Here is a 6,714-nt window from a genome sequence, read left to right on the forward strand (position 1 = left end):
CCTCGGAGCCGTTGATCGGCTCGCCGGCCAGCATCCGGGCCCGGGCGCCTTCGACGTCGGCAGCGTGGGCCAGGTCGAGCGCGGCCTCCAGGCCGGCCTCGTCCCAGGCCTGCTTGGAGAGGTCGATGTGCAGGCCGGCGACATCCAGCGTAAGCGCTGTGAGCCTTCCAGGTTCTGCGTCGAACATCTCGACGATGCGCTTTTCACCGGCGGCCTTGGCGGCGACTTCCAGGCGGGTCCAGGCGGCGTCGAGATCGGCCATGCGGGCGTTCCTTTTGGTGAAGGTGGTAAATCGGCGTTTACCCGGGCGGGCTTACCAAACGGATGCCGCCGCGTCATGAAGACCAATGACGTTTTTCGCGGGGAGAACAGCATGTCCTGCAGCGCCGTCGCCTTTTCCGCCTTCCTGTGGCTGGCTTCGACCAGTTCCGCGCCAGCCGAGGGCCCGGCGCCCGCCGTGGCCCCCTCGGCCTTGGCAGCGCCGGCCTCGGTGGCCGCCGAGCCGCTGTTCGCCGACATCGTCAAGCGGGCCGGCGGGCTGAAGGCCCAGACCGAGGCCTATCGCAAGGGCCTGCCGACCGATCCGGCGGCGGCCGCGACGCCGCTGAAGGGCTTCGCCGGTTTCCAGGCGAAGATCGGCGAGCTGTCGGCGCTCGACATGAAGGGCCACGTAACGCTGAAGGAGCGCGGCGCGGTCGACGACCTCAAATGCATCCTGCGCGGCATCAGCCAGGACCTGCCCGAGAAGCTCGGCGCGGTCGGCGCGGCCAAGACCGTCAAGGACCAGGACCAGGCCCTGCGCGACATGGTCTACCTGCTCAACGACAACGTCGAGGTGATCACCGCCCCGCCGACCCCGCCGGCCTAGCGACCACGATCGGGGACATACACTCACCCCAAAGCTTCGGCAGATCGGCATGGGCCGTGCAATGAGTGTGCGTCCCCCAGCCTTGACCCCGGCCTCTCCTCTGAAGATCCCAAAGACATGCCTTCCCTTCGCGCCCTGCTGGCGACCCTGACCCTCGGCCTGACCCTCGCGGCCTGCACCACGGAGACCAAGACCACGGTCTTCGTGCCGGTGGTCGCCCCGACCCCGCCCAGCTCGCTGACGCCGCAGCCGGTGATGCTGTTCAACCAGACCAAGGACGGCCGCAAGCTGTTCACCCTCGACGCCGAGTTCCCCTATTGCGACGTGGAGACCGGCAAGCTGATCGTCGTGCCGCGCTGGTACGTCACCGACTTCGCCAGCGTGCCCTGGTACGGCCAGGGCTTCGTCGACCCGCAGGGCCCGACGGCGCGCGCGGCCATCGTCCACGACTGGCTCTACACGATCGGCGAGCCCGGCAAGCGCGAGGAGGCCGACGCCATCTTCCTGCGGGCCATGCTGAAATACGGCGTGCCGCCGTTCCAGGCCAAGATCGCCTACCAGGCGGTGCGGGTCGGCGGCGACAAGGGTTACGGCCTGCCCACCGACTGGCGGTTCACCGACCCCAAGCGCCAGGACCAGCTCCAACCGCCGCCGTTCGCCAAGCCGAGGACCGGCGCGGTGCGGGTCCTGCCGCGCTGCCAGGGCTTCGGCGCCCTGATCCAGACCGGCTGGCGGGCCTATCCGATCGCCACCCCGGTCATCGCCGCCCCGCCGCCGGTGGTGGTGACCCGCACGCCGCTCGACCAGGTCAAGGCCCGGCTGCCGTTCGGGGATTCGAAGAAGAAGTAGCGGCGCGTACTTGCCCCCACCTGACGGCTTCGCCGTCTGTCCGCCCCCATAGGGGGCGGAGTTCTTCCCCCTATGGGGGAGGAGGGCCGAAGGCCCGGAGGGGGCAAGTGGGTGAGCCTCGGCCTAACCCTTCGCCGCCTTCTCCACCGCCTCGATCACCAGCCCCTCGGTCAGCAGTTGCGGCAGGATCACCGGCGCGCCGCCGCCCTTCGGATAGACCAGGTACAGCGGCACCCCCGCCCGGCCGTGCTCGGCCAGGGCGGCGGCGATGACGGCGTCGCGTTTGGTCCAGTCGGCGCGCAGCAGGACGGCGTTGGCGGCCTTGAAGGCGTCGGCCAGGCGCTGGCCCTTCAGGGCGGCGCCTTCGTTGACCTTGCAGGTCACGCACCAGTCGGCGGTGAAGTCGACCATCACCACCTTGCCCTCGGCTTGCAGGGCGGCGACGCGTTCCGGGCTCCAGGGCTCGGCGGCCAGGCCAGGGCCGGAGGGGGCGGTCTCGGCGACGACGGACGGCGAGGCGGCGGGGGCGGCGCGGGCCGCGACCACCACCAGGGCGATGGCGGCCACCAGCGACAGGGCGGCCAGGACGAACGGAACCGCCGCGCCCTTACCCTCGATCCGGCGGGCCTGGGCCAGGCCGTACAGCCAGGCGGCGAAGGCGGTCAGCACGGCGGCGGCCAGGATCAGGGCCAGGGGGATCGATCCGGTCTGCTGGCTGAACACCCAGGCCAGCCAGGCGGCGGTGGCGTACATCGGGAAGGCCAGGCCCTTCTTCAGCACGTCCATCCACGGACCGGGACGCGGCAGGCGGGCCAGCAGACCGGGGATGAAGGCCAGCAGCACGAACGGCGCGGCGAAGCCCAGGGCCAGGCCGAGGAACACCGCCAGCGCCAGCAGCGGCGGCTGGGTCAGGGCGTAGCCCAGGGCCCCGGCCATGAAGGGGGCGGTGCAGGGGGCGGCCACGACCACGGCCAGGGCGCCGGTCAGGAACGAACCGCCGATTCCGTCGCCGCTCGCCCGCGATCCGACGCCCTGCACCGAGGCCCCGACCTCGAACACGCCCGACATGTTCAGGGCCACCAGCAGCATCAGCAGCGACAGGGCCGCCACCACCGGCGGCGACTGCAGCTGGAAGCCCCAGCCCACGGCGTCGCCGCCGGCCCGCACGGCGATCAGCAGGCCGGCCAGGGCCAGGAAGGTGACGACCACGCCGGCCAGGAAGGCCAGGCCCTGGATCCGGGTCCTGCCGGCGTCGTGGGCGTGGGCGGTCAGGCTGGCGGCCTTCATCGACAGGATCGGGAACACGCACGGCATCAGGTTGAGGATCAGCCCGCCCAGGAAGGCGAAGGCCACGGCCAGCGGCAGGCCCAGATTCGATCCGGCGGCCTTGGCCGGCGCGCCCAGCCCCTGGGCGCCGGGCGGGATCGTCCCGGCCGTGGCGGTGACCTCATAGGCCGCGCCGTTCAGGGCCAGCACGCCCGACAGCTGCGTCGGCGGCGTGCCCTGCGTGAAGTCGTAGCCCGGCGTCAGCGACAGGGTCAGGCCCTCGGGACCGCGCTCGATCGCCTGCTCGGGCGGATGCTCGATGACCTTGCCGGAATAGGGGTAGAAGAACGCCCCGCCCAGGTCGGCGCCCTTCAGGGGCGGGCCGATGACGGCCAGTTTCAGCACGCCGCCTTGCAGATTGAACACCGCCTTCAGCCCGGCCGGCTTGGGGGCCTTGGCCAGGGTGTCGGCGATCTTGGCGCCCCAGGTCGGATCCGTCGCCGGCATGCCGGCCACCACCGGCAGGGTCAGGGTGACGACGGCGTCCTCGGGTACGCAGACCTGTTCGCAGACCAGGAAGGCGGCGGCGGCCTTCAGGGTGACGACCGAGCCCACCCGGGCGTCGGCCGGCACGGTGATCGGCACCGGCAGCAGCACCTCGCCGGTATAGGCGAAGTCGAGCAGCGGCCCGACCCGGCTCTTCTCCGGGGTCGGCCAGACGATGTCGCCGGCCGTCCAGCCGGGCGGCAGGGTCCAGACGATGCGGGTGGCGTCGCCGGCGTCGCCGGGATTGCGCCAATAGGTGTGCCAGCCGGGCTGGATCTTCTGGCGCAGAGCCACGAACACCGTCGCGCCGGGCGCGGCGCCGGCCTCCTGGGCCACCAGCTCGACCTCGATATGGCCGGTCTGGACCGGGGCGGCCGTGGCCTGGCCGGGCAGGAGGGGGGCGCCGAGGGCGAGGGCGACGACCAGCGCCGGAAGGACGGAAAACAGCCGACGAAGGAGCATGAACGGGTTCCGGGCGCGGTCTAGTCGTGCGGAAGACACATGACCCCTCCGCGCGCTCTCGACAATGGCCAAGCCGCCGTGATCAGGTCGGACAACAGTGTTTGGGAGTCGACTGTCCATGCCCGCGAGCTTCGACGACATCGAGATCGGCCAGGTGGTCTCGCTGGGGGCCACCGTCGTCGACGCCAAGGCGCTGGAGGCGTTCTGCGTCGCCTTTCAGCCGGGCTGGCCGGCGGCCAGCGGCGCGCCCGACACCATGGTCTTCGCCATCTGGTCGAAGCTGGACGCCGAGGCCAGCGCCGTCTGGCCCCAGACCAAGCGGGTGGGCGTCGACGCCCTGCGCTGGCTGCGCAACCCGCCGGCCGGCGAACTGCTGCGCGGGCGGATGACGGTGATGGGCAAGGACCCGGTGGGGGAGGGCAAGGGCATCGTCATCGCCCAGCATGATCTGCTGGATGAGGCGGGCCGGCTGGTGTTCTCGTGCCTGACCCGGAGCATCTTCGCGCGGTAGGGGCCTCCAAGCAGGGCCCTGGCGTCGGGCCTTGGGCTTTCCCCAAGACGTCGGGCCGTCTAAACCGGCGGCCATGCGCATAGCCTTCCTCGGCACCCCCGAATTCTCCGTCGCCTGTCTGGCCGAACTCGTCGCCGCCGGGCACGAGATCGCCTGCGTCTATTCCCAGCCCCCCGCGCCGCGCGGCCGGGGCCAGGACCTCAAGCCCTCGCCGGTCCACGCCTTCGCCGACAGCCTGGGCCTGCCGGTGCGCACGCCCGTCTCGATGAAGACCGCCGAGGAGATCGAGGCGTTCCGGGCCCTGGACCTCGACGCCGCCGTGGTCGTGGCCTTCGGCCAGATCCTGGTGCGCGACGTGCTGGAGGCCCCGCGCCTGGGCTGCTTCAACCTGCACGCCTCGCTGCTGCCGCGCTGGCGCGGCGCGGCGCCGATCCAGCGGGCGATCATGGCCGGCGACGCGGTGACCGGCGTCCAGGTGATGCGAATGAGCGAGGGCCTCGACGAAGGCCCGGTGCTGATGGGCGAACAGGTGCGCATCGACGCGCTGGAAACGGCCGGGACCCTGCACGACAAGCTGGCCGCCGTCGGCTCGCGCATCCTGCCCGTCGCCCTGGCCGCCATCGAACGGGGCGGCGCGCGCGAGACACCGCAGGGCGAAGACGGCGTGACCTACGCCAGGAAGATCAAGGCCGCCGAGGCCCGCATCGACTGGACCCGTCCGGCCGCCGAGGTCGACCGCCACATCCGCGGCCTGTCGCCGTTCCCCGGCGCCTGGTTCGAGGCGCCGTCCGACAAGGGCCTTGTGCGGGTCAAGGCCCTGCTGTCGCGCGTCGAGGACGGAGAGGGCGCGCCCGGCGCGGCCCTGGACGACGCCCTGCTGATCGCCTGCGGAGAGGGCGCGGTCCGCCTGCTCAAGGCCCAGCGCGAGGGCAAGGGCGCCCAGGAGGCGGACGTGTTCCTGCGCGGCTTCCCGCTGGCGGCCGGAACGGCGCTGGCCTGATGCCCCGCTACCGCCTGACGATCGAATATGACGGCCGGCCCTATAGCGGCTTCCAGGCCCAGGCCGTGCTGCCCTCGGTGCAGGGGGCGATCGAGGCGGCCGTGAAGGCGTTCTGCGGCCAGGAACTGCGCATCGCGGCGGCCGGCCGCACCGACACCGGCGTCCATGCGACCGGCCAGGTGGTGCATGTCGACCTCGAACGCGCCTGGCCGGCCGAGACGGTGGCCAACGCGCTGAACGCCCACCTGGTGCGCGAGGCGGTCAGCGTGCTCGACGCCGTCGTGGCGCCCGACGACTGGCACGCCCGGTTCTCGGCCAATGAGCGGCGCTACCTGTACCGCATCCTCAACCGCCGCGCCCCGCCGGCCCTCGACGTCGGCAAGGTCTGGCACGTCAAGAAGGCCATCGACGCGCAGGCCATGCACGCCGCCGCCCAGCATCTGGTCGGGCTGCACGACTTCACGACCTTCCGCGACATGCATTGCCAGGCCAAGTCGCCGCTCAAGACGCTGGACGTCGCCCGGGTCAGCCGGGTCGGCGACGAGGTGCATCTGGAGTTTTCGGCGCGGTCGTTCCTGCATCGGCAGGTGCGGTCGATGACCGGGACCCTGGCCGAGGTCGGGGTGGGGCGCTGGACGCCCGACGACGTGCGCACGGCGCTGGACGCCCGGGACCGCACGGCCTGCGGGCCGGTGGCCCCGGCCGACGGGCTGTACCTGACGGGGGTCGGGTACGAGGGGGAGTAGGGCGGAACCGCACTTGCCCCCTCCGCGCCTGCGGCGCTCCTCCCCCAGAGGGGGAAGAGTTCCGCCCCCCTATGGGGGCGGACAGACCGCGAAGCGGCGAGGTGGGGGCAAGTGGGTGCGCCGCTGAATCCCTAGTCCATCAACTCCGCCGGCACCTTGCCGCCGTTCTCCGACAGCTTCTTGATCACCTGCTTGTGCAGCCAGATGTTCATGCTGGCCGAGTCCGACTTGTCGCCGGAATAGCCCAGCTCGTCGGCCAGTTCCTTGCGCTCAGCCAGGCTGCTCTCCATGCCGACCAGCTTCATCAGGTCGACGATCGAGTGCCGCCAGTCCAGCTTCTGAGGATTGCCGGTCGCCAGGTCGTCGAGGATGACGGTGACGTCGATGACCTGCGGCGGCGGGGCCGGCGCGGCGGCGGCGGGGGCCTGCGTCGGGGCCGCCGCGGGCGGCGGCGCGGCGGGGGCGG

General features: G+C 72.0%; 7 protein-coding genes and 1 pseudogene. 5 read left to right on the forward strand and 3 right to left on the reverse strand.

All coding sequences use genetic code 11. The annotated features are described in order from the left end of the window. A pseudogene (locus PMI01_RS04780) lies at positions 1-262 on the reverse strand (glucose-6-phosphate isomerase); the annotation flags it as partial. A 111-nt stretch (positions 263-373) separates the two neighbouring features. Here PMI01_RS04780 and PMI01_RS04785 point away from each other — a divergent pair. Together PMI01_RS04785 and PMI01_RS04790 are read left to right on the forward strand one after the other, a co-directional pair. Further along, entirely contained in the window at positions 374-868 is a 495-nt protein-coding gene (locus PMI01_RS04785; protein ID WP_007663912.1) for a hypothetical protein, read from the forward strand. Positions 869-985: 117 nt separating this feature from the next. After that, positions 986-1,717 (forward strand): DUF1353 domain-containing protein, encoded by a 732-nt coding sequence (locus PMI01_RS04790; protein ID WP_007663914.1) that lies wholly within the window; start codon positions 986-988, stop codon positions 1,715-1,717. A gap of 123 nt (positions 1,718-1,840) precedes the next feature. On the opposite strand, the gene PMI01_RS04795 is transcribed toward PMI01_RS04790, so the two are convergent. Beyond that, on the reverse strand, positions 1,841-3,991 hold the full coding sequence (locus PMI01_RS04795; RefSeq protein WP_007663917.1) for a protein-disulfide reductase DsbD family protein: 2,151 nt from the start codon (positions 3,989-3,991) through the stop codon (positions 1,841-1,843). A gap of 118 nt (positions 3,992-4,109) precedes the next feature. On the opposite strand from PMI01_RS04795, the gene PMI01_RS04800 reads away from it, so the two are divergent. The 3 genes from PMI01_RS04800 (at position 4,110) to truA (ending at position 6,248) form a co-directional block, all read left to right on the forward strand. After that, entirely contained in the window at positions 4,110-4,502 is a 393-nt protein-coding gene (locus tag PMI01_RS04800; RefSeq protein ID WP_007663919.1) for an acyl dehydratase, read from the forward strand. 73 nt (positions 4,503-4,575) lie between these two features. Then, complete coding sequence (gene fmt / locus PMI01_RS04805; protein WP_007663921.1) at positions 4,576-5,502, forward strand: methionyl-tRNA formyltransferase; 927 nt, start codon at positions 4,576-4,578, stop codon at positions 5,500-5,502. After that, positions 5,502-6,248, forward strand: a complete 747-nt coding sequence (gene truA / locus PMI01_RS04810) for a tRNA pseudouridine(38-40) synthase TruA (RefSeq protein ID WP_007663931.1) — start codon at positions 5,502-5,504, stop codon at positions 6,246-6,248. The genes fmt and truA overlap by 1 nt, the downstream gene beginning before the upstream one ends. 131 nt (positions 6,249-6,379) lie before the next feature. On the opposite strand, the gene PMI01_RS04815 is transcribed toward truA, so the two are convergent. Then, positions 6,380-6,714, reverse strand: a 335-nt coding sequence (locus PMI01_RS04815) for a DUF3597 domain-containing protein (protein WP_007663933.1), incomplete at its 5' end; no start/stop codon positions are given.

The organism is Caulobacter sp. AP07, from assembly GCF_000281955.1.
Taxonomy (GTDB): Bacteria; Pseudomonadota; Alphaproteobacteria; order Caulobacterales; family Caulobacteraceae; genus Caulobacter.

Coding starts and splice junctions, on each gene's coding strand:
- fmt (WP_007663921.1), top strand. CDS start 4,576: ATGCGCATAGCCTTCCTCGGCACCCCCGAATTCTCCGTCGCCTGTCTG.
- truA (WP_007663931.1), top strand. CDS start 5,502: ATGCCCCGCTACCGCCTGACGATCGAATATGACGGCCGGCCCTATAGC.
- PMI01_RS04795 (WP_007663917.1), bottom strand. CDS start 3,991: ATGCTCCTTCGTCGGCTGTTTTCCGTCCTTCCGGCGCTGGTCGTCGCC.
- PMI01_RS04790 (WP_007663914.1), top strand. CDS start 986: ATGCCTTCCCTTCGCGCCCTGCTGGCGACCCTGACCCTCGGCCTGACC.
- PMI01_RS04800 (WP_007663919.1), top strand. CDS start 4,110: ATGCCCGCGAGCTTCGACGACATCGAGATCGGCCAGGTGGTCTCGCTG.
- PMI01_RS04785 (WP_007663912.1), top strand. CDS start 374: ATGTCCTGCAGCGCCGTCGCCTTTTCCGCCTTCCTGTGGCTGGCTTCG.